Source organism: Nocardia sp. CA-128927, assembly GCF_050955855.1.
GTDB lineage: Bacteria > Actinomycetota > Actinomycetes > Mycobacteriales > Mycobacteriaceae > Nocardia.
In genome coordinates this window covers 96,306-115,422 of sequence record NZ_CP192087.1, presented here as the reverse complement: position 1 = coordinate 115,422, position 19,117 = coordinate 96,306, and the positions used below count along the sequence as shown (strand labels likewise).

The window sequence follows — 19,117 nt, the reverse complement described above, 5'->3', positions numbered from 1 at the left end:
ACGCAGGGGGGCGAATGAGACAGATTCTGTTTGCGGCGTTGATCGCGTTGGCGGTGTCAATCCTGTTGACACCGTTGCTGATCACGGTGTTCGTGCGGCTGGGACTCGGGCAGGAGATCCGGGTCGAGGGACCGGCCAGTCATCTGGCCAAGCGCGGCACCCCGACCATGGGTGGGATCGCGATCCTGATCGGTATGTGGACCGGTTACCTGGGGTCACACCTGATCGGGATCCGCTACCACGCGGACGGGCCATCGGCCTCGGGTCTGCTGGTCCTGGGTCTGGCCACCGCGCTGGGCGGTGTCGGGTTCCTCGACGACTTCCTCAAGCTCCGCAGGCGGCACAACCTCGGTTTGACCGGCACGGGGAAGATCATCGGCCAACTCGCTGCCGCAGTCGTTTTCGGTGTACTCGCGCTGCGGTTCCCCGGCAGCACCGGGTTGACGCCGGCCAGCCGCAACCTCTCGCACGTCCGCGACATCACCATGATCACGCTCGCGACGATCGTCTTCCTGCTCGTCGTCTGCTTCCTCGTCATGTCCTGGTCCAACGCGGTGAATCTGACCGATGGCTTGGACGGGCTGGCGGCCGGTTCGATGAGCTTGGCGCTGGGCGCCTACGTGATCATCACCTTCTGGCAATACGAAAACGCTTGCGCCACCAGCCCCGGCGCCGGGTGCTACACCGTGCGCGATCCGCTCGATCTGGCGCTGGTCTGCGCATCCGGAGCGGCGGCGTGTGTCGGTTTCCTGTGGTGGAACGCGGCCCCGGCCAAGATCATCATGGGTGACACCGGGTCGCTGGCGCTGGGCGGGCTGCTGGCCGGGCTGTCGATCGCCACCCGGACCGAGTTGCTGATGGCCGTGGTCGGCGCGCTGTTCGTTGCCGAGGTCGGTTCGGTGCTCCTCCAGGTCGTCGTGTTCCGCACCACGGGGAATCGGCTGTTCAAGATCACACCGTTCCATCATCACTTCGAGCTCAGCGATTGGGCCGAGATCACGGTGGTGATCAGGTTCTGGCTGGTGGCGGTGATCGCCTCGGCGATCGGTTTGGCCTTGTTCTACGGCGAGTACCTCTCCGCCATCGGGTGAGCACAGGCCCGACGAACTACCGGTGACGGAGGCGAGTGCGGAGCATTATGGAGCTCATGTCTGATCTCGCCGCTTTTGTTCGTGGACTGCCCAAGGCCGAGTTGCATCTGCATCTGGAGGGAACGCTGGAGCCGGAGTTGAAGTTTCGGCTGGCGCAGCGCAATGGGATCGAGCTGGCGGAGCAGACGGTGGACGAGGTCAAGCAGACCTATCAGTTCCACGATCTGACGTCGTTTCTGCAGGTGTACTACCCGGCGATGCGAGTCCTGCTGGAACCGGCGGACTTTCATGATCTGGCGTTCGACTACCTGACCAGGGCGCACGCCCAGGGCATCCGGCATGTCGAGATGTTCTTCGACCCGCAGGCACACACCGGGCGCGGTGTCCCGTTCGCCACGGTGATCGACGGGTATCGGTCGGCGATCGTGCAAGCGCGCCGGGAGTTCGGCATCTCGGCCGAGCTGATCCTCTGTTTCCTGCGCGACTACTCCGCGGAGTACGCGATGGCGACGCTGCTGGAGGCGCTGCCGTACCGCGACTGGATCATCGGCGTCGGGCTCGACTCGGACGAGCGCGGCAATCCGCCGAGCAAGTTCGCCGCGGTCTTCGCGCGGGCCCGCCGCGAGGGCTTCCTGCTGACGATGCATTGCGATATCGATCAGCAGGACTCGATCGAACACATCCGGCAGGCCCTGGAGGACATCGCCGTCGACCGGCTCGACCACGGCACCAACATCGTCGAGGACGACCGGCTCGTCGAGCTGGCCAAGGGCAAGGGCATCGCGCTGACCTGCTGTCCGGTCTCGAATTCGTTCGTCACCAACCGGATGAAGTCCGACGAGATCGTCGAACTGCTGAACCGCGGGCTCACCGTGACGGTCAACAGCGACGACCCCGCGTACTTCGGCGCCTACGCGGCGGACAACTACGTGGCCCTCGCCGAGCACGCCGACCTCGACATCGATCAGCTGGTGGCCTTGGCGAAGAACTCGTTCCGCGGCTCCTGGATCACCCCGGCGCGGCTGGACCAGTTCCTTCGCGAGATCGACGATTACGTCGCGGCCAACCGATAACTAAGGACCGACCCGAATCGGTACCGGCCCCGGCCGGAAGACCGGGAACATCGGCGGCGGCAGCACCCGGCGTTGCCGCTCGGCGATCACCGCGCCGAGGATCTGCAACGGCGGATACCCCGTCGGCACCGGCACCTGGAGTCGCGCGCACACCGCACTCACCAGCGCGATACCCAGCTCGTGTTGCACAACGGGGGTGAGGGTGCGGAACCGGCTCAGATACTGACGCACCGCGAGCGCCAGATCGTCCGGCAGCATCGCGAGCGGCAACGGCACCGCCCAGCCCGTGAGCCACGGCGGTGCGACCGCGAGCAGCGGCACCGGCAGCGGCCGCTGGGCATGGATGACCACGGTGCCCGCGAGCACGTCACCGACCCGTCGCGCGTTCGGCGAGCACATCGACGTCACCACCGCGACGGCACCGAACGCGCCGAGCATCCAGAAGTCGACGATGGCACCGGCCAACCCGCGGGTCAGCGCGTGCCGGAAGTCGATCGGGCCGCCGTCCGCGCGCACCACCCGCAGCCCGAGCAGCAACTTGCCCAGCGTGCGCCCGTGCGAGGCGGTTTCGCAGGCCACCGGATAACCGACCAGCACGCCGACGATGGTGACCAGCACGGCCACATCCAGCCACGCGGTGTCCGCCCCGCCGGGCAGCAGCACGCTCACGGTCAGCACGAACAGCACGCTGGCCAGCAGGAACTGTGCCACCACGTCGACGAGGAACGCGGTGGCCCTGGTGGGGAGCCGGGCGATCGGCAGCTCGAGCGCGACCGCTTCGCCGGTGGTGAATTCAGCCATGTCGATAGCATTCTTCCGACCGGCGGTAGTGGGAGGCAAGCCAGTGGATGTTGACGCTTACAGCTATGCGCACCGGAGGGCTTGGGAACGACTCGACTACCTGGCCAAGCGGAGCCAGCTCAGCGGTGCCGAGGCGGACGAACTCGTCACGCTGTACCGGCGCACGTCCCAGCAGTTGGCCCGGTTGCAATCGCACAGCCCGGATCCGGAGCTGATCGCCGGGTTGAGCGCGCTGCTGGCCAGGGCGCGCGGGCGGGTGCTGCGCAGCCGGGGCGACACGTGGCAGGAGATCGGCCGGTTCTTCACGCACCGTTTCCCGGCCGCCCTGTATCGGAGCTGGCCGTGGTGGGTCAGCGTGGCGGCGGTGTTTCTGCTGGTGTCCGCCGGGTTGGCGATCTGGGTGGCCGAATTCGATTCGGCGCGTACGGTTCTCGGGATTTCGCCGAATACCCGCCAGCTGACCGAGCAGGGCGGCGCCTTCGAGTCCTATTACTCCGAACATCCGCAGGGGGCATTCGCCGCGCAGGTGTGGACGAACAATGCCTGGGTGACGGCGATCGCGCTGTTCACCGGGGTGCTGATCCTGCCCGCCGTGTATCTGCTGTTCATGAACGCACTCAATCTGGGTGTCTCGGCCGGGCTGATGGCCGATGCGGGGCGGTTGGATTCGTTCTTCGGGTTCATCCTGCCGCACGGCACGCTCGAGTTGACCGCGATCTTCGTGGCGGGTGGTGCGGGGCTGAAACTCGGTTGGACGCTGATAGATCCGGGTCGGTTGAGCCGGTTGGCGGCGGTGGCGCGGCAGGGTCGGGCGACCGCGACGATCGCGCTCGGGTTGGTCGGCGTGCTGCTGGTGTGTGGCTGCATCGAGGGGTTCGTGACGCCGAGCGCCCTGCCCGCGCCGGTGCGCATCACGATCGGGTTCACCGCCGAGGCGTTGTTCCTGGTCTATGTATTCGGGGTGGGTCGCCGGGTGGTGCTGGCGAAGGCCGAGGCGGCGCTGGAATCGTCGGGCGAGGGTCTGTAGACAACCTCGAGCACACACTGAGCGAAGCGGGTTCGGACACTCGACAGCTACGCCGTGTCACGGATCGGTTTCGATGCCCCCAAATTGAGTTCCGCTGGCCGCAGCGAGTCATGCTCAGCTGCGGCCAGCGTTACCGTTGACTCTACACAATCGTTATCCCTATGCAACCCTCCCCGCTGGTGTCAAGCGTATAAAGCAGCACGCCAGCAAACCCTTGTGAGGGCATGGTTTTTCACAGTTCCAGCTAACTTGTAGCTGTCGCTTTCGGCGCGTTTCGAACAGCCGAGAAGTCGACGATCGCGCGAATCCGCAGGTCCGTCCATATCTCCTTCGTGGCGGTACAAACATTGTTCGAACGATTAGCTGCGACATCGACATAGACCCCTCAATGGCCCATACGCAGGGCCAACGACCTGCGGGTTCATCTCGGAAAATCCAGATAGCTGGACGCTGGATGAACAGAAAGCGACCATAGGTTTGTTTACAGCGTTATTAACACGACGCATACCCAGTTGGACTGCCTGTGGACATGCATGTGTCTTGTCAAGATCGGGAATAACCAGACACGAAAAGGCGACCGCGTGACCGCCTCGGCGGGGTCGGTTCAGCACCACGGCCGCAACCTCGAGCCGGACTGTGATCTTCGCCTCACTGGCCGCGCAGACCCGACGAAAGCGGCGAAATCGACACTGCGGCAACCATTCCCCACTTGAGACACGCCGGGACAACACGCCGAAAGGTGCACGTCGAGCCTGTTCTCGGCCCGGTCGGACCGGCGTTATCAGCACGAGGTGACAAGTTCCCGTCGTCCGGCCATACACAACGATCCAGCCGCGATCGCACTCGTCCACAGGCTGGGAGTCGCGAACCCTCCACCGCTGTGGACAGGATCGACGCGTTCCCGCACTGCCTGTTAGTCCGCCGAGAGCTGGGATCGATGTACACACCCGGGCAGCTCCACGTCATCCACAAAGGCCACGCTGCCTCAACACCTTTCGCGCACGTTTCTCCCCACCCGCGCGAACCGTCATGCACAGCCACCAGCCAGGCGCTTCGGAGTCGATTGCGCCGCAACGCTCGAGTTCAGCCAGGCAACGCGAAGGTGAACGGCATTCGGCCATCCCGAAACAACACACAGCATCATCCACAGCCACGATCCGACTCCGCCAAACCTCGTGCGGCGCAATATCGCGCCCAGAAGAGGGCAGAACAGGGGTGTGCACCGATCGATGATCCTCGAGCAGCACACAGCTTTATCCACAGGGGAATCATCGGCACTCGGCATGTGCATAAACCGTGAACTCGGCTGAGCGGCACCGGTATCCATCCGGCAAGAAGAGAAGGAGGCGCGTCGCGAACCCGGGCTCAGCCGACGCGCAGAATCCCGGTGACCGTGCCCTGCAACACCTGTCGGCCATGCGTGATCAACGGCGATGTCTGCAGCGGATCATCGACGATGGTGCCGGGTAGCGGACGACTGGCGGTCACCGCGCCAGTGTCCGGATCGATCACCGTGAACGCGTAACCGTCCAGCGGAGTGGTGGTATCGAGCCCGAGCCGGGTCACTGTGTATACCGCCGCATCGGCTGTGGACAAGTGTGGAACAGCCGCGCTGCGCACCGTATTCTCCCAGACCGTGTGACAACCGTTGTCGTCCACATCAACCCGGGTCATCCCGCCGGTGAACGGCGCGGTCGGCGGAACCGCGGGTCCGGCGCCTGCTGGCACCGCCGGATACGGATAGCCGTAGGTGCTCGCGACGAACAGCGACCGGCCGATGCCGACCGGTGAGTTCTCGCTCCCCGCACGGCCCTTCGTCAGGACCGGCTGCGAGCACACCAATTGTCCGGTTCCGGAACGGAATACCAGCGCGTTGACCTGGCCGTCGGCATTGTCGACGATGGTCAGGTAGTCGGCGCCGGTGTTCGGCCCGAAGTAGGTGGGTGTCGATCCGGTACCCCAGCTCAACTGTCCCGGCTTGCGGGCCGCGCCGCGTTGGTAGGCCGCGCGCCAGAGGATTTCGGGCCGGCCGGACGAGTCGGCGTGCAGCTCGTACAGCGCGTGTGTGGTCGCGATCGCGATCCGTCCGCTCGGCGCCGCCGAAATGCTGTTGGCCACTTGCTCATCGGCGGGCAACGTCACTGTGACCGCCGCACCGGACGGCGTGACCAGACCGACGACGCCCTTGCCGGTGGCGAACCAGATGTTGCCCGCCCAATCCGGCACCAAGCCGGTCACGTTGTCCCCCACCGGAATCACCGCCGACAGGTCAGCCACCTGCTCGCTCGCCAACCGCCACCTACCCGCCGCATCACGGGCATGGCCGACGCGGAGCAATCGATTGCCGCCGTCCACGACCACGAGCCGGTCGTTGTTGTCCAGATACGCGTAGACGCCGCCGAGCAGACTGCCCTTGGTGAGTTGGAGCGAGGCCAGCGAATGTCCGACCGGTCCGGGCGACGCAGGATCGATCAGCTGCACGGTCGGCGCCTGACCGACGATCGCCGTGCACAACGCGGCCACCAGATTGTCCGACCCCTCCAGCAGCGTCGGGCACGCCGACGCGAGCGGATACGCCGACACCGACGCCGCGCCGACGCCGGGCCCGGCCAGCGGAGTGGCATCCGACGAACCCGCGTCCCCATGCATCGTCGAGGTGCCGAGCGGCCCGAGATAGGGATTGGGCGGCGCCAGCGGACCCCACGGCCCGGTCGCCGCGGCCGGGCCCGCGGTCAGCAACGCCGTCGAACAGGCGGCAAGGAGAATCAGCGGAACGCGCATAGCGGTCTTTCGGGTCGACAACACAGCATCCGATCGAACCGAAACGAACGCCCTCGGCACAGTATTCGAAACGCCAATGATCCAAATTCGGGCGGTCCGGGCCACCGGGATTCGGTCGTCGGCAGCAATAGCGGATTCGCGCATACGATGGCGCCATGACCGGTGTGCGCGCCCGCTTGATGTCCACCCTGGCCGATCAACTCGGCAATCCACACGGTGTGCTCGGCAAGGGCGTTGCCTTCATGCTCAACCGCGGTAACAAGCGCGCCATCGAGGCCGCGGTGACGGCCGCCGGGATCAGCGCGGGCGAGACCGTCGCCGACCTCGGATTCGGCGGTGGCGCCGGGCTTTCCATACTGCTGGCGCGGGTCGGTACCGACGGCATCGTGCACGGCATCGAGCTCTCCCCCGACATGCTCGCCCGCGCCCGTTCGAGCCACTCGCGCGAGACCGCCTCGGGCCGACTGCTGCTCGCCGAGGGCTCGCTCACCGCGTTGCCGCTCGCCGACGACAGCCTCGACGCCGCGATCACCGTCAACACCATCTACTTCGTGCCGGATCTGGACGCGGTCTGCGCCGAGCTGGCCCGCGTCATCCGGCCCGGCGGCCGGGTGGTGATCGGCATCGGCGACCCCGACACCATGGCGAAGCTGCCGTTCACGCCCTACGGCTTCACCCTGCGCCCGGTCGCCGACGTCATTGCCGCGCTGGAGAAGTCGGGCTGCACCGTGACCCCCGAGCAGCTGCCGAATCCGCCGATCCCGCATAATCTGCTGATCGCGAAGCGCGCGTAACTACATCAACGCGCCGCCGTCGATCCGGATCTCCGTGCCGGTCATATAGCGCCCGTCGTCCGAGGCGACCATCGCGACGACACCGGCGATGTCCTCCGGACTGCCGAGCGCGCCGCCGTTGAGCCAGCCGGTCATCCGGGCGAACAGCTTCGGGTCGAAGCCTTCCGGCTGATCCCGGATCGACTTCGTGGTGATTCCGCTGGTGATGCCCGCGGGCACGATGTTCACCGCGCGCAGCCCCTGCTTCGAGTACTCCAGCGCGATCGCGTGCGTGAAGGCGTTGACGCCGCCCTTGGACGCCGCATAGGCCGCGAGGTAGGGCGCCGCACTGAACGCGGCGGTCGAGGAGATGTTGACGACGACGCCGTGCCCGGATTCCACCAGTGCGGGCAGCGCGGCCTGCGTCATCAGGAAGGTGCCGGTCAGGTTCACCCCGATCACCTGATTCCACGCTTCTAGGGGCATCTCGTGGGTGCGCGCCGGGCGCAGGATGCCCGCCCCGTTCACCAGCACGTCGAGCCCGCCGAGGAACTCGAGCGCCGTCGCGGTCGCCGAGCGCACCGAGTCCGGGTCGGCGACGTTCACCGCGACCGTCCGCAGTCGCTCGGCGGCGTCGCCTGCCTTTTCCGCCGTGGCCGCCAGCCCCGGCTCGTCGATATCGGCGGCGACCAGCTGGGCCCCCTCGTCCAGCAGCCGGAGGGCGATGCCCTGTCCGATGCCGGAGCCTGCTCCCGTCACCACCACGCGGCGGCCGTCATATCTGCGCATGCCAAGAATTAGAACAGGTTCTCATTGTGAGTCAAGGCACTTCCGGCACCTCATTTCGCGAACGCGGAACTGAAACACGTTCTAGTGTGAGCAGATGCCGAACGACGCGTTCCAACCGGCCAGGCTCGGGCCGGTTCAGCTGCGCAACCGCATCATCAAGGCCGCGACGTTCGAGGGGCGCACGCCGGACGCCCTGGTCACCGACGAGCTCATCGAGTTCCATCGCGGCGTCGCGGCGGGTGGCGCCGGGCTGACCACGGTCGCCTACTGCGCGGTCGCGCCCGAGGGCCGGACCGATCGGCATCAGATCTGGATGCGCCCCGAGGCGGTGCCCGGGTTACGACGGCTCACCGACGCGGTGCACAGCGCGGGCGGCGCGGTCTCCGCCCAACTCGGCCACGCGGGCCCCGTCGCGAACGCGGCCTCCAATCGCGCGCCCGCGCCCGCGCTCGCGCCGAGCAGGCAGTTCAGTCCGATCAGCCTGCGGCTCACCCAGGCGGCGACCGAGGGGGACGTCCGTCGGATCATCAAGGCCCACGCGCACGCCGCCCGGCTGGCGGTGGAATCCGGATTCGACGCCGTCGAACTGCATTTCGGGCACAACTATCTGATCAGCTCGTTCCTCAGCCCGGCGCTGAACAAACGCTCCGACGAGTACGGCGGCACCCTGGTCAATCGCGCGAAGCTGGCCAGGCAGACCGCCGACGCGGTGCGCCAGGAAGTCGGCGGCGAGATCGCGGTACTGGCGAAGTTCAACATGGACGACGGGGTGCGCGGCGGATTCGGCGGCGCCGAAAGCCTGTCCGTCGCACGGTGGCTCGCGCAGGACGGCAACCTGGACGCGCTCGAACTCACCGTCGGCAGCTCGCTGCGCAATCCGATGTATCTGTTCCGCGGCGACGTGCCGCTGCGCAAGTTCGCCGACCAGTTCCCGACACCGCAGCGCTTGGGCATTCGCCTGGCGGGCCGCCGATTCTTGCGCGCCTACCCGTACCACGAGGCCTACCTGCTCGAGCAGACGTGCGCTTCCGCGCCGAACTCGCGCTCCCGCTGGTGCTGCTCGGCGGCATCGCCTCGCGCGCGGCGATCGACACCGCGATGTCGCACGGTTTCGAGTTCGTCGCGATGGCGCGTGCGCTGCTGCACGATCCGGAATTGGTGAACCGCATGCGGTCCGACGCGGCGGCCGCGTCGCTGTGTACCCACTGCAATCGCTGCATGCCGACCATCTATCGGGGCACGCATTGTGTATTGACTTCTCCGGTGCCGGATTCCGCGACAGCGACATAGTCCGATGGATAGCGAGAAGGCCCGGTCCTGATGGACCGGGCCTTCTTTCGGTGATGTATCCGCATTGCTCGCAATGCGGATTACGGCGCCTGACCGGGCTTCGTCAGCCTGGCACCGACTACGCCACCCTCACCTGTCGAGCAATTAGGCGGGCTTGGCAGCGGACGCGGTCAGCTCCGGACCGACGATCGACACCCACTCGTTCATCTCCGGGGAATCGTCCTTGGCGATTGCCGCGACGTCCTGCCTATTGCAGCCGCCGCCGATCGGGACCCCGTCGAACCTCTCCTGGAGCCACTGATAGGTGCTCGGCACGGACAGGAAGGCCTGCGAGTAAGCCTCGCCGATTTGGAGGCGCCGGTAGGTGATCTGCCCATCATTCTGGCAGTAGGTGTCCACCAGTCGGTCCGCCGCGTAGGCGGGCATAATCCAGTCACCCATCGACTGGAAGATATACGTCGGGCGGTCGGGAGTCACATTTCCCATCTTGACCTGATCCAAATACTTGGCCGGGATCGGCTCACGCGTCAGGTCCGGGGTATCGAACAGTCCCTTTATGTTCAGATTAGGAAAGGTCGATACATTCCAGCCCTGGCACACGTTGCTGTGCACGGTGCGCAGTCCCTGACCCAGCGGGTTCATGTGCTGATCCAGGTACGTCTGCAGTTCCGGGTATTCGCGGCTCAGGCCGATAATGCCCGAGAACACGGCCCCGGCAGCGGGCCCGCTGTTCTGATAGTCGACCAGGTCACGCAGGTCCGCCGGGGTGGAGCCGGAGACAATACCGGCGATGTTCACGTCCGGAGCGTAGGTGGCGCGCTGCTCTGCGGCGTGCATCGTCGGGATGGCGCCACCCGAGTCGCCCCAGAGGCCGACTTTTGTGTCGCGCCCTTGATGCAGTTCCATCGGCTTGAAGTTCTCCGCGGCCCGGATGCCGTCGAGTGTGATCCGGCCGGCCAGCGGGCCCGCGGCGAAGGCGGAGAGCAGGCCTTCGTGATCGGGGATGGAGACGCCCCAGCCCTTCGTGACCGCGTAGAGCGCCATCGGGAGCATGAAGTTCGGGCCCATCGTGCCCGCGTAGTTCGGCGGCAGCGCCAACATCTGGCTGGTGTAGGACGGTGCGCAGTGTGCCGCGACCGCGTCTTCCGGGATCTGCACCGACACCAGGTTCGTCGGGGCCTTACCGCGTGGCTTCATGACCGTGGTCACCGCGGCGATCGGCTCATCCCGGCTGTTGTTCGAGCGATACGACAGCTGCCACGCGTCGACGTCGGGCTGAATGATCGACTGGAACGCGGGATGCACTTCGCGAGCGGCAATGATCTCGCCCGGCTGCTTCGCCGCGACCACGTCACGCGGCGGATTGAGAAACACCTGATCATCGGCGGGCATGGCCGGCGGAGTCAGGGCAGGCTGAATCGGGACATAGTCATCCGAAGCGCATGGGCAAGCCGCGGCAAAGCCGACAGCCGCCACTTGAATCACGGCCGCAGCACCTGCGGCCAACATCGTTGCCCGCCCATATCGGCGGTGCCGTGTTTTGAAGATGTTCATACCTGATCCTTCAGCTGAGGGAGAGGTGCATGACAAGCCGTAACCAGGAGCAGCGGCACCAAATCCCCGACGAATGCAGGTATAGGCGAAGTGACCACTCCGGTGTGAGCCGCCGCAATCGTAGATGAACATTCGAATAATCCAACGCGAAACGCGAGGGAGAACCCATTTAAATCCCCCTACCACCACCAACACTCATCAGACCCGACCCCAATTAACTTCCGCCCGAGACCTTTCCGCCCCAACCTCAGTCCGAAATGTCCGATGTGATGACAAACCCGCAGGCCTGAATCAACAACGTTTCATCAATAGAGAACAGCTACGTACACAAACCAAGAATCCTCGAAAATAACGCCCATTGGGCGGATTTTGCGTTATGCACACCTTGTGGATATCGATAGTTGTACACAGCTTGTGGATATGCCCCGCCGCGCCCATCGCCGAGAAATCAACTCCGCCAACCCGAGTCACGCGCACCACCTCCAGTCCCACTCCCCCGAAACCGAAACACGGCACCAATCCCACTCGAGCCCTTAGACACGCACCCACCACTCGCTCAAAGAACGTGCAACCACGCGACTCACATAACCAACGCGCCCACCATGGGACTCACGCAACAGACGCAGCAGAGGGCGGGCTCACACCCGAACGAGGCTGCCATCGCCTCACGCGATCCACACGATGTAGCCACCGACCCCAAGCGGTCGTCATCGGGCTCTACTCCGCCGGTGGGCAGTCATCGCCGCCGCAACCCACACACGGCGTTCAAAGGCGGGGGAGTTCGGGGGGCGAAGCCCCGCCGAGCGGGTGTGGGGCTGCGCCCCACAAAGACAAACGACCGAAACGAGAAAAGCCCACGCTCTGTGTGAGCATGGGCTTCCCCGAGTGAAGGTGGGCGAAGGGGGACTTGAACCCCTAGCCGCTGCCGGTTGGACTAGGCCCAATCGGCGAAAACGCAGGTCATTGGCACACATCCGGACATCTGAGGACATCTCGACGCCTGTGGAAACACGAAGGTACCGCGATTCTGTGTACCGTGTCCACACTCGATTTGGCCCGTCTAGGACAACCACGGACAACCCCGCCGCCGCCTGAAACCAACCGCATCGTCGGGCGCGTCGAACCATGCATGACCGAACCCCTGGACCCTGATTCGGACTACAACCCGTTGTTCGGCGGGTGGACCGCTGATGGCCTGTTGAGCCAGTTCGAACGCTGGCAGGAGTGGACGGCGGGGACCTACTTTTCGAGCGACGCGAGCCGGCGAATCCCCTTCGAGAACGACCCGGATCGCCAGTCCAGTGGATAGCCGATCAGCTACGGTGAGTCGATGTTTGCACTCGTGGTGAAGTTCGATCTGATCGACGCCGAGAGAGCGGCGGGTTTCGACCAGCTCGTCGCCGAGACTGTTAAGAGCATTGCTGAATCTGAACCCGGCACCCTTGTCTACGCGACCCACACTGTCGAGGGGGAACCTCTCTCGCGGGTCTTCTACGAGGTGTATCGCGACCGTGAGGCGTTCGAGGAGCACGAGCGTCAGCCGCACACACGCCAGTTCCTGAGCCAACGTAACGACTACGTCGCGTCACACCGTGTCGAGTTCCTGACACCCGACGCTGCCAAGGGTCTGCCCGCCGCCGACTGACTACAGGCGTTCCGCGATCCCACACCACACGGCAAAGCCGTGCACCGTTTCGACGGTTCGCGCCTCGGCCCGAGCCAGTGCGCGGACCGTCTCGTGCACCATGGGGTTATACCGAGTCTGCGTCGGTGCGATGGCTTTCGCGGTCCGAAGCGCCTCGAACGCGCGTCCGCGGTCGCCATGCAGCAGGTATGCGCGAGACATGTCCATGTAGTGGTGCCCTACGCGTTCCTTCGGCGCGTCCGTCGGGATCGTGAGCGCCTGCGCCCTGTTGAGTGCTTCGGTTCCGTCCATCGCCTCGACTGCCAGCGCTACAGACCAGATTCCGACGTTGGTTGGGCCGAATGACAAAATCGGGTCGCGGTCGTCACCCAAGCGTTCCGCAGTCTGCCGGGCCTCGTCGAGATGCATGTCTGCGAGGCCGCGATTGCCTGAGCGTGAGGCAGCCAACCCAGATTGCAGGTGTAGACCTCCCCATGCGATGAGGTCTTGCCGTCGACCGGTACCGAGGCGGGGCTCGATATCTGATCGACAGCGTTCGAGGAACCTAAGCGATGAGTTCCAGTCACCACCCGAGGTCAATATCGCGGCCCGTTGGAACTGACCCGTCGCAATCCATAGCCCATGACCCGATTCATTGGCTGCCCACGAGATCCGATCAATCGCTAGGGCGGCGAGGTCTGCGTAGCCGAGCTTGTGCGCCAGGCTGTGAGCCGCGTAGTACAGCTCGCACAACAACGTCAATGCCTGCTCGCGGTCACGACCACTTGTGCGGTGTACCGCAGCACGTACCTCCCCCAGCAATGACGGTAGGGCGTCGCCGAGCTTGTGGAATGACGCGGCACGACGGTAGCGGCACACCTTCTCGACATCAGCGGCGATCTGAGGCAGCGAACGTAGATACGGCACGTACGCGTTGTCGATGTCATAGGCGGCCAACTCGGTACGAAGCACGGATATTGCCGCATGAAGCTCGGTGTCTTCGCCGGGCGGTGGCGGGTAAGGCTGCCCAGTCAAGTCGTTCACGCTGACACGCAACGCCTTGGATACCGCGCCGAGGAATGCTGGCGTCGCGGTCGCCTTCTTCTGCTCAACCGCCCTGATTAGGCCCAACGACACGTTCGATTTCGCGGCGAGTTGCTTCTGAGTGAGCCCGCCGAGAATCCGGGCTTGCTTCACCCTGGCCGCAACGCTGGCGCGATCTTCGCTCATCGGGATCACTACTCCATTCAACGCCTTTCGCAGTACTAAGGGTACGAAAAACTTTGGTACTTCGCGGTCAAGAACTGCGGCACGGTACTACTCATGCCCCGACGCCGGGTAGACGGCGTTCCCGTTTGGCACATGACCGACCCGCGTCGAACGCCCGTCGGAGTGCGCGCCTCCCCGGCGTCGGTGCGTTCAACCGAACGAGCGACCAGGAGGCGCAGGCGATGGGTTTGGACGACGAAGACGGCGACGCGACGCCGCAGCAGATCTACTACGGGAAGTTGTTCCACCTTGAGCAATTCGGCACCCCAGAGGAGGTCGCCGAGTTCTCCGCCGCCGGGCCGCCGCCGCCGGGAAAAGCGGACGGGGTAACCGGCAAGATCCTGTTCTACGGGGCGAACACGCCCACGGTTGAGGAGTTCGCCGGGCTGCTCACGGAGATGGAAAAGGCAGGCTGGATCACCAGCGAAGTTCGGGAGAAGGTCGAGGGGCTGCCGCGCGCGGATGGCGTCGCCGAGCTGAAAGCACGCATGGTCGAACCTGATTCCGGCCAGCGGCAGCCAGCGGCCGGGACCGAGTGATCCGCTATGGAGAACACCGAGCTTCTCCCTGACAAACAGGCTGCTGTGCTGGAGTCACAGCGCAGGTTCTACCAAGTCACATGCGGGTTGCCCGCTCGCGTGCGGCTTGAGTACTCACGGATCGAATTCAGGGTCGGCAGTGTCGGCGCGGTCACCATGCCCGCTCTCCTCGGGGCGCTGGTCAAGGCGCACATGCTGGCGCAGCGCAACGGCCGGGTTGGGCCGATCGTCTCGCACCCACGCTCGAAACGTTGGACATTCCTCGTGTGCCCGGACATCCCTGGCGACGCATCGCTGTCCGCAAAGTTGTTCCGCTACAACGTCTCTGTTGTACCGATCGGTGGCGAGGTCGCATTGCCTTCACTGTTCGATACGTCGGATCCGTCGGTTGGATACCGAGAGTGGGTGCACAAGCCTAGCGACGGATACCGGCCCCCAGGTACGGAGATAGTCGAGGCGATCCGGTGCTGCGTGTCTGCGCTGCCCTCATCCGATTCGGGGCGCGTTCGATGAGGCGGCGGCTATACCCCTCGGATGTCGACCGTTGGTTGCGCGAGAAGCACGACGCGGTCGTGCAGACCCTCGACGAGGTACTCGACCTCGAGGCGGGTCTCGCGCAAACGATCGGTGGCCGCTTGGCCGGGTTCGCTACCGGCCGCACCGGTGAGATTGCGACCTACCGGCGGAACGAAATCGCCCCTTCGGTGAGGCAGCTACTCGCCGAGTTCAATGCGGACACGCTGGAGAAGATGCGGATTGCCCCCGTGGATAGTCGACCAACGATTCACCAATCTGACGGAACGCTGTGCGAGGTGGACGCGGACGGTTGGGTGCGCGAGCCAGACGAGATGGATACGCCCCCCGTGATCGACGTCGAGCCGATCAGCGTTCTCGATATCCCCACACGCCCACAACTCCCCCCGGCTACCTCGGGCGTGCACACAAGTCCCGAATCTCGAGTACCAGCTCATTCGACAGACAGCAGCGGCAACAGTGAATCCGGAAAGGAGTCGTATATGGATAGCGAATCCAAAAGCGCGACAATTGAATTGGACGATCATCCTGGCGTCGAGTACTCGGTGACGATCACCCAGCCATCACCCGATAGTTGGGTATTGAGCCGGGTTACCGTCGCCTCCAGGAGCGGGATTCTGACCGGTTGGGACCTCCAGCCCAGCGCGGAAAGACTGGTCTACAACGTCCTATACGGCATCGACATGCTGTTCCGGGAACCCGGAGAACCACCAGAGCACGAATTCGACTGGATGGACGAAACCTCCCGAAACATATTGATCTTCAACGGAATACGCACCATGGCGATGCTCGCGGACAAGACCGACGCGCAGTTGCTCGAGCTTAGGAACATGGGGTCAATCCGGGTCGGAAAGCTCCGCGAAGGCATCACGAAGTGGCAAGCGAAGTACGCGCAGCAGATAAGCGGCGCAGGGCTAAGGCCATGAAGGCGCATCTACCGAGAGTTCGGGCTCCACCGCGAGTTCGCCTCGCGCAGAATCGCATTCGACTGTCTCGTCCGCACCTCGACGCGGGCCGCTCTCAACCCGGCACCCCGGCTCTTACTCCGGGGTAGTCCAAACCACAGACACGAAAGTGTCTGTTCACGCCTAGATTCCTTGGGGGGAATCATGCGAAAAATATTGAACCGCTTCTTATTTCTGATTACTGCGCTCTGCGCGTCGTTCGCACTCATCGGGCTTACACCCGCTCTTACGGCGTCGGCGTCGGCTGGGCCGCAAGGGTGCTCGTCGACGTGGATCGTTCCCGAGATCACGGCACAAGGTACCGGCACGGCGGTGTGGTTCGGGATCAACTTTGTGTGCACTCGGCCGGTGGAGTACAGCCTCACTGTGGCGGCCTACTCGGGCAACGGCAAGGCCGGGGAAGCGACGCGCAACGGCGTCTCGTCCAATCCGTCAGTCTCGGCGTTATCCCTGCCGTGCGTGAACAACAACAGCAGTTGGAGTATGAACTTGCGCGGAACGATCATCGACACCAACGGCAGAACACACGTACTCGACGACGAACCGGGCAGTTGGCGCGCGGGGGTCACCGTGGGTTGTAGCCTGCGATGATGCCCCTCACCCTGGCTGCTCCGGCCGAGATCCATGTCGACGGCGATGTTCGGATCTGGCACGGCGGACTCATCCAAGGACGCTCGCGGACGTACTTCGCGATCGTCATCGAAGCTGTTGAGCCGAACGGCGATTCGTTCCCGCTGCCCGTGGATGTGATCCTAGGGCTACAGCGGTCGGTCACCGTGACATTTCAGCGCGACGAGGTCACCTTGCCCTATCCGATGATTGCCGGTGCGGAAGACCTGGCGTCGATGGCCTGGTCGACCACGTTCCCCCGCTTGGAGCCCGGTACGTACACGATGCACGTCGATATCGCTGCACTGAACATCAACCACACCACGCCGATCGAGGTCGTGGCGGACTAAATACACCAAGAGCGCCCCGACCCGTCAAAGGGTCGGGGCGTTCGCGTCTCTGGTGCCGGTCGACGCCTGGTAGTAGCGTCACGGCAACGTCGGGGCCGATCAGGGGAGATTCATGAGAACCGTTGCAGTACTGACCATTGCCGCCGCATCCATCGCGCTTGCCGGGTGCAGTACGGACAGCACGAGCGAGACCAAGGACGCGCCGACCTCGGCCGCCGCCGCGCCCGCGAGCGCGGCACCTGCCGCAGCCGGTTGCTACAAGTCGTCGCCGATCAGCGATCCGGATCTCGCGGCGTTCGCGGCCGGTCTCCAGTTGCCGCCCGGCGTACATGTGGTGACCGGTCGAGTCAGCACACAAAGCGACAAGCCGGGCCTTGTCGGTGTGGCGCTCGATCTGTGTGTGCCCGATTCCAAGACCCCCGATGCGTTGCGGCCGATCGCGACACAAATTGCCGCAGCGCTCAAGCCGACCGACCTCGGCTCGCGGACGTTCGCGCTGTACGTCGCCGACAAAGATCCGGCGTTCAAGGATGAGGCGAAGATCAAGGACGGCGACTACAAACTCCACCTGTGGAACGGTCAGCCCTCGGCGGCGGCCGAGCTGGAACGGTGGCAGGTGGTTACGGGCTGAGCCGAGAGACGACAAAGCGCCCCGGCCGTTCGGCCGGGGCGCTTGTTGTTTGGTTGGCTGCCTTATCAGGTGATCGTGAGAGATGTTGCGGCACCGGCGGATACGGAGCCGTTTCCGAAACTATTGGGGCAGGACATTTGCACGCCGATCGTGGTGATTCCCGAGAGGTTGACCCCTGTGAGCGAGGCTGTGCAGGTGCCCGCCTGCGCGCTCACCGGTGCACCGGTGACGAGGACAGCGCCGCTCTGGTTGACCAGGCGTATTCGATGGTCGCTGGCGAACCCGGCCCCAGAGAATCCGACGCTAGCCGAGACCGCCGCGTTGGTCTTGGTGCCCTGCACGACCAGGCGGTTCGCGGAGATCGACGAGCCGGGATAGGTGCCGGTGTTAGGTGTCCAGCTGATGAGGTCGAGCCAGTCGTCGCCGCCAACGGCCCAGTTCTGTGTGCCGCTCTTGGTCATGCCCGAGGGCCGGAACACGACCACAGCTGCGCCTGCCGTTCCGGCACCGGCGGCCGTCGCGAGCACAAGCGCCCGAGGCACGGCGGAAGCAACTGCGCTGGCTATGCCGGTCGCGTGCGCCGCGACCAGCACCCCCGGCACGATGGCGGCGCTACCGGCACCTGCCGAGGTGGCAAACGCTTGCACGACCGCGATCGGGCGGCCGACGGTTCCGGCGACCGCGCTACCGGCCGCACTCGCCGCGAAAAGCAGGGAAACAATCGGTGCTGCGGTCGCGCGGCCCGCTCCGTTCGCGGTGGCGTCGACTTCGGTATTGATGACAGCGCCTGCCGCAATGCCCGCGCCTGTAGCTCTCGCCTCGACCATGGCGGCTACAGCGGCGGCGGCCGAGCCAACGCCAGCACCAACGGCGGCGGCGTTGCGCCAGGGAGTCAACAGCACCACCACGCCCGCGGTACCGGTGCCGAGAGCAGGCACGAGCAGCAGAACCGCGAACTTGGGTGCGGGCGGGAACCTCACCGCGCGGGCTTCCGGTGCGGGGAACGCCGTTGCGCGGGAATCTGGTCGAGGGGCCGCCATCGGCCGGGCGTCGGGGCCGGGCCACGGATACGACATCAGTCGGCGGTGCCGCTGTAGGTGTAGGACGGCGTCACCTTGACCTCGCCGGCGGGCGACACGACGGCGTCTGTGGTGTCGAGAACCGTCAACAGGGTCGCGCCGTTCCAGCGGCACATGTGGGTGTAACTGCCTGCGGGCACGGTGAATACCAGCTGAGTGCCGGTCACGGTGCCCGCGACCGCAGCGCCCCAGGTGGTTGTCTGGCGTGCATAACCGCCGCCAGTGGCCTCGTTGGAGGTGCCGCCCGCACCGGGGTCGCCGGTGTGCAGGCTGTAGCTTGCGCCGAGGCTGGCCCAGTGATCGGCCATGGAATTCTTGACCGCAGCTGTAGACGACAT

At 65.0% G+C, this 19,117-nt stretch carries 19 protein-coding genes and 1 pseudogene; 13 read left to right on the top strand and 7 right to left on the bottom strand.

The window, feature by feature from the left end; genetic code table 11:
* Window positions 1–14: 14 nt before the first annotated feature.
* The gene (gene mraY / locus ACQPW1_RS00610; protein ID WP_433660824.1) at window positions 15–1,091 is read left to right on the top strand and encodes a phospho-N-acetylmuramoyl-pentapeptide-transferase; all 1,077 of its coding nucleotides are present in this window, start codon (window positions 15–17) and stop codon (window positions 1,089–1,091) included.
* A gap of 56 nt (window positions 1,092–1,147) precedes the next feature.
* Complete coding sequence (gene add / locus ACQPW1_RS00605; RefSeq protein WP_433660823.1) at window positions 1,148–2,164, top strand: adenosine deaminase; 1,017 nt, start codon at window positions 1,148–1,150, stop codon at window positions 2,162–2,164.
* Here the strand turns inward: add and ACQPW1_RS00600 are convergent, their stop codons facing one another.
* Window positions 2,165–2,965: an RDD family protein gene (locus tag ACQPW1_RS00600; protein WP_433660822.1), complete on the bottom strand. Its 801-nt coding sequence runs from the start codon at window positions 2,963–2,965 to the stop codon at window positions 2,165–2,167.
* 43 nt (window positions 2,966–3,008) lie between these two features.
* On the opposite strand from ACQPW1_RS00600, the gene ACQPW1_RS00595 reads away from it, so the two are divergent.
* Window positions 3,009–3,992 carry a stage II sporulation protein M gene (locus tag ACQPW1_RS00595; RefSeq protein ID WP_433660821.1) on the top strand — a complete coding sequence of 328 codons (984 nt, stop codon included), beginning with the start codon at window positions 3,009–3,011 and terminating at the stop codon, window positions 3,990–3,992.
* Window positions 3,993–5,357: 1,365 nt separating this feature from the next.
* Here ACQPW1_RS00595 and ACQPW1_RS00590 read toward each other — a convergent pair.
* Window positions 5,358–6,773, bottom strand: coding sequence for a hypothetical protein (locus tag ACQPW1_RS00590; protein ID WP_433665575.1), 1,416 nt, complete (start codon window positions 6,771–6,773; stop codon window positions 5,358–5,360).
* Window positions 6,774–6,928: 155 nt separating this feature from the next.
* Between ACQPW1_RS00590 and ACQPW1_RS00585 the strand changes: the two genes are divergently transcribed.
* Window positions 6,929–7,567, top strand: a complete 639-nt coding sequence (locus ACQPW1_RS00585) for a class I SAM-dependent methyltransferase (RefSeq protein WP_433660820.1) — start codon at window positions 6,929–6,931, stop codon at window positions 7,565–7,567.
* Here ACQPW1_RS00585 and ACQPW1_RS00580 read toward each other — a convergent pair whose 3' ends face one another.
* Window positions 7,568–8,335 carry an SDR family NAD(P)-dependent oxidoreductase gene (locus tag ACQPW1_RS00580; protein ID WP_433660819.1) on the bottom strand — a complete coding sequence of 256 codons (768 nt, stop codon included), beginning with the start codon at window positions 8,333–8,335 and terminating at the stop codon, window positions 7,568–7,570.
* 94 nt (window positions 8,336–8,429) lie between these two features.
* Between ACQPW1_RS00580 and ACQPW1_RS00575 the strand changes: the two are divergent.
* Window positions 8,430–9,625, top strand: a pseudogene (locus ACQPW1_RS00575) (NADH:flavin oxidoreductase).
* 144 nt (window positions 9,626–9,769) lie between these two features.
* Here the strand turns inward: ACQPW1_RS00575 and ACQPW1_RS00570 are convergent.
* On the bottom strand, window positions 9,770–11,179 hold the full coding sequence (locus ACQPW1_RS00570) for a lipase family protein (RefSeq protein ID WP_433660818.1): 1,410 nt from the start codon (window positions 11,177–11,179) through the stop codon (window positions 9,770–9,772).
* Window positions 11,180–12,308: 1,129 nt separating this feature from the next.
* Here ACQPW1_RS00570 and ACQPW1_RS00565 point away from each other — a divergent pair.
* Together ACQPW1_RS00565 and ACQPW1_RS00560 are read left to right on the top strand one after the other, a co-directional pair.
* Entirely contained in the window at window positions 12,309–12,488 is a 180-nt protein-coding gene (locus tag ACQPW1_RS00565; RefSeq protein ID WP_433660817.1) for a hypothetical protein, read from the top strand.
* 21 nt (window positions 12,489–12,509) lie between these two features.
* Window positions 12,510–12,824, top strand: coding sequence for a putative quinol monooxygenase (locus ACQPW1_RS00560; protein WP_433660816.1), 315 nt, complete (start codon window positions 12,510–12,512; stop codon window positions 12,822–12,824).
* Here ACQPW1_RS00560 and ACQPW1_RS00555 read toward each other — a convergent pair whose 3' ends face one another.
* Window positions 12,825–14,033 carry a helix-turn-helix domain-containing protein gene (locus ACQPW1_RS00555; protein ID WP_433665574.1) on the bottom strand — a complete coding sequence of 403 codons (1,209 nt, stop codon included), beginning with the start codon at window positions 14,031–14,033 and terminating at the stop codon, window positions 12,825–12,827.
* A gap of 221 nt (window positions 14,034–14,254) precedes the next feature.
* Here ACQPW1_RS00555 and ACQPW1_RS00550 point away from each other — a divergent pair, with 221 nt between their 5' ends.
* From ACQPW1_RS00550 to ACQPW1_RS00525, 6 genes are all read left to right on the top strand, one after another.
* A complete protein-coding gene (locus ACQPW1_RS00550; RefSeq protein ID WP_433660815.1) occupies window positions 14,255–14,611 on the top strand; it encodes a hypothetical protein in 357 nt (118 codons plus the stop codon).
* A gap of 6 nt (window positions 14,612–14,617) precedes the next feature.
* Window positions 14,618–15,124: a DNA-directed RNA polymerase subunit beta gene (locus tag ACQPW1_RS00545; protein WP_433660814.1), complete on the top strand. Its 507-nt coding sequence runs from the start codon at window positions 14,618–14,620 to the stop codon at window positions 15,122–15,124.
* 35 nt (window positions 15,125–15,159) lie between these two features.
* Window positions 15,160–16,071 carry a hypothetical protein gene (locus ACQPW1_RS00540; RefSeq protein WP_433660813.1) on the top strand — a complete coding sequence of 304 codons (912 nt, stop codon included), beginning with the start codon at window positions 15,160–15,162 and terminating at the stop codon, window positions 16,069–16,071.
* A 183-nt stretch (window positions 16,072–16,254) separates the two neighbouring features.
* On the top strand, window positions 16,255–16,701 hold the full coding sequence (locus ACQPW1_RS00535) for a hypothetical protein (protein ID WP_433660812.1): 447 nt from the start codon (window positions 16,255–16,257) through the stop codon (window positions 16,699–16,701).
* Window positions 16,701–17,069, top strand: coding sequence for a hypothetical protein (locus ACQPW1_RS00530; protein WP_433660811.1), 369 nt, complete (start codon window positions 16,701–16,703; stop codon window positions 17,067–17,069). Before ACQPW1_RS00535 ends, ACQPW1_RS00530 begins: the two co-directional genes overlap by 1 nt.
* 112 nt (window positions 17,070–17,181) lie before the next feature.
* Window positions 17,182–17,700 (top strand): hypothetical protein, encoded by a 519-nt coding sequence (locus tag ACQPW1_RS00525; RefSeq protein WP_433660810.1) that lies wholly within the window; start codon window positions 17,182–17,184, stop codon window positions 17,698–17,700.
* A gap of 65 nt (window positions 17,701–17,765) precedes the next feature.
* Here the strand turns inward: ACQPW1_RS00525 and ACQPW1_RS00520 are convergent, their stop codons facing one another.
* Together ACQPW1_RS00520 and ACQPW1_RS00515 are read right to left on the bottom strand one after the other, a co-directional pair.
* Window positions 17,766–18,776 (bottom strand): hypothetical protein, encoded by a 1,011-nt coding sequence (locus ACQPW1_RS00520; RefSeq protein WP_433660809.1) that lies wholly within the window; start codon window positions 18,774–18,776, stop codon window positions 17,766–17,768.
* A complete protein-coding gene (locus ACQPW1_RS00515) occupies window positions 18,776–19,117 on the bottom strand; it encodes a phage tail fiber protein (RefSeq protein ID WP_433660808.1) in 342 nt (113 codons plus the stop codon). Before ACQPW1_RS00515 ends, ACQPW1_RS00520 begins: the two co-directional genes overlap by 1 nt.

Coding starts and splice junctions, on each gene's coding strand:
- ACQPW1_RS00545 (WP_433660814.1), top strand. CDS start 14,618: ATGGAGAACACCGAGCTTCTCCCTGACAAACAGGCTGCTGTGCTGGAG.
- mraY (WP_433660824.1), top strand. CDS start 15: ATGAGACAGATTCTGTTTGCGGCGTTGATCGCGTTGGCGGTGTCAATC.
- add (WP_433660823.1), top strand. CDS start 1,148: ATGTCTGATCTCGCCGCTTTTGTTCGTGGACTGCCCAAGGCCGAGTTG.
- ACQPW1_RS00520 (WP_433660809.1), bottom strand. CDS start 18,776: ATGTCGTATCCGTGGCCCGGCCCCGACGCCCGGCCGATGGCGGCCCCT.
- ACQPW1_RS00560 (WP_433660816.1), top strand. CDS start 12,510: ATGTTTGCACTCGTGGTGAAGTTCGATCTGATCGACGCCGAGAGAGCG.
- ACQPW1_RS00565 (WP_433660817.1), top strand. CDS start 12,309: ATGACCGAACCCCTGGACCCTGATTCGGACTACAACCCGTTGTTCGGC.
- ACQPW1_RS00550 (WP_433660815.1), top strand. CDS start 14,255: ATGGGTTTGGACGACGAAGACGGCGACGCGACGCCGCAGCAGATCTAC.
- ACQPW1_RS00585 (WP_433660820.1), top strand. CDS start 6,929: ATGACCGGTGTGCGCGCCCGCTTGATGTCCACCCTGGCCGATCAACTC.
- ACQPW1_RS00515 (WP_433660808.1), bottom strand. CDS start 19,117: ATGTCGTCTACAGCTGCGGTCAAGAATTCCATGGCCGATCACTGGGCC.
- ACQPW1_RS00590 (WP_433665575.1), bottom strand. CDS start 6,773: ATGCGCGTTCCGCTGATTCTCCTTGCCGCCTGTTCGACGGCGTTGCTG.
- ACQPW1_RS00580 (WP_433660819.1), bottom strand. CDS start 8,335: ATGCGCAGATATGACGGCCGCCGCGTGGTGGTGACGGGAGCAGGCTCC.
- ACQPW1_RS00600 (WP_433660822.1), bottom strand. CDS start 2,965: ATGGCTGAATTCACCACCGGCGAAGCGGTCGCGCTCGAGCTGCCGATC.
- ACQPW1_RS00535 (WP_433660812.1), top strand. CDS start 16,255: ATGCGAAAAATATTGAACCGCTTCTTATTTCTGATTACTGCGCTCTGC.
- ACQPW1_RS00570 (WP_433660818.1), bottom strand. CDS start 11,179: ATGAACATCTTCAAAACACGGCACCGCCGATATGGGCGGGCAACGATG.
- ACQPW1_RS00555 (WP_433665574.1), bottom strand. CDS start 14,033: ATGAGCGAAGATCGCGCCAGCGTTGCGGCCAGGGTGAAGCAAGCCCGG.
- ACQPW1_RS00530 (WP_433660811.1), top strand. CDS start 16,701: ATGCCCCTCACCCTGGCTGCTCCGGCCGAGATCCATGTCGACGGCGAT.
- ACQPW1_RS00525 (WP_433660810.1), top strand. CDS start 17,182: ATGAGAACCGTTGCAGTACTGACCATTGCCGCCGCATCCATCGCGCTT.